At 43.0% G+C, this 1593-nt stretch carries 2 protein-coding genes and 1 pseudogene; all 3 read left to right on the top strand.

Annotated features, from left to right (window positions below):
* Positions 1-905: hypothetical protein (locus HGJ98_RS08895; RefSeq protein ID WP_291350712.1), on the top strand; the 905-nt coding region annotated here is incomplete at its 5' end.
* Positions 906-957: 52 nt separating this feature from the next.
* Positions 958-1368 carry a holin family protein gene (locus tag HGJ98_RS08890; RefSeq protein WP_291350711.1) on the top strand — a complete coding sequence of 137 codons (411 nt, stop codon included), beginning with the start codon at positions 958-960 and terminating at the stop codon, positions 1366-1368.
* A pseudogene (locus tag HGJ98_RS08885) lies at positions 1361-1593 on the top strand (hypothetical protein); the annotation flags it as partial. The gene HGJ98_RS08890 and the pseudogene HGJ98_RS08885, both read left to right, overlap by 8 nt.

Genomic DNA, 1593 nt, shown 5'->3' with positions numbered 1-1593 from the left:
TATCTATGTTTACTCAGAATAGTGCCTTATCGTCTCCTGCTTCAGAAAGCCCTGCAAGCATTAATCATAACCACACGCATGGTGTGTTAGGTGGTCTGGATGCGGACGATCATCAGCAATATCTAAATGCAGAGAGACATGCTGGAGATCTGCATGAGGCTCTTATTCGAGTTACCGGAATTAAGCGTTCGGGCGGTAATGCACTATCCGGCGAGGTTACACTTGCTGCCGGAGCGAATGTCTCCATCTCACAAAATGATGAACAGAAACTCATTACGATAGCAGCTACAGGTGGAGGAGGATCCAGTTATCCTAATCCGATTGATGAGCCACCAGCCAATCCAAGTAGTCTTGACGACGAATTTAACGATTCTGTGATCGATAATAAATGGGTATGGGCGAACCAAGGGACAGCAACAGCATCTGAAGGTGATATTGATGGGAAGATTGGGATTATACCTGCAGGCGATAGTCGGTGGCGGTGTTTAGTGCAAAATGTCCCTGCAGAATCCTGGGAGGCGCTTGCAAAGGTTCATTTTGGAGGTGACTATATAAGTGATTCATTTGCTGGGATGATAGTTCTACCGGTTACAGATGGAAATATTGAAGCGCTTGCAATTGGTAAAGATGGCTCAGGAAGCCCCACAAGAATTCGGGCAGAGAAGTGGAACAGCTGGACTTCTTGGGGTACTGAGAGAAAAGCCATTAACTATGGTCCATCGTATATTTATCTTAAAATTGTTTGGGATGGCATTACTTTAACGTATTACTTGTCTTCTGATGGAGTGGGATTTCCGAAGCTCTTATCTTCGTTTACTCCTTCATTTACACCGGGCCGCGTGGGAATTGGGGCAAGAGGTAATGCGCTACCGAGCTACTTTGATTTCTTTAGGATTATTGAATGATTTGATGCAAAAACTATGGAGCGTAAGCTCCTTTTTTGATGGGAGGACTACCATGAAGGAATTTATAAATATGATACAAGTTGCGTTGTCGGCACTTGGTGGTTGGCTAGGTTGGTTTCTAGGAGGGTACGATGGTTTCTTATATGCGTTAGTTGTTTTTGTAGTGCTAGATTACATTTTGGGTGTAATGTGTGCTGTTATTAATAAGAACCTATCAAGCGAAATTGGAGCCAAAGGAATCTTTAGGAAAGTGGTAATCTTTTCACTTGTAGGAGTTGCCCATATTGTCGATGGAAATATTAATGGGAACGGGAGTGCTATCCGGACTGCTGTGATTTTCTTCTATCTATCTAATGAAGGAATTAGTATCGTGGAAAATGCAGCAAGACTAGGGTTACCGGTACCGGAAAAACTTATAGATGTGCTGGAACAGATAAATAGCGGAGGAGATAAGCATGAATAGTATGAGTAAACCAAATAACTTGCATACGAGATATATGATTGAGAATGACTGTTTTGCAGCAGGGAAAAAGATTAAGCCAAAGGGCATAATGGTTCATTCGACGGCATGTCCCGGTGTCATGGCGTCAGATTGGTATGAAAGGTGGAACAAATCGTTCAGCAGGGGGCAAATTGATAGACAGGTGTGTGTCCATGCTTTTTTAGATGATAAGGAAGTTTGGCAGTA

This window comes from Desulfosporosinus sp. (assembly GCF_014237355.1).
GTDB lineage: Bacteria > Bacillota > Desulfitobacteriia > Desulfitobacteriales > Desulfitobacteriaceae > Desulfosporosinus.
Note: the sequence above shows the minus strand (reverse complement) of the source record. Positions and strands in the feature narration are given on the sequence as shown.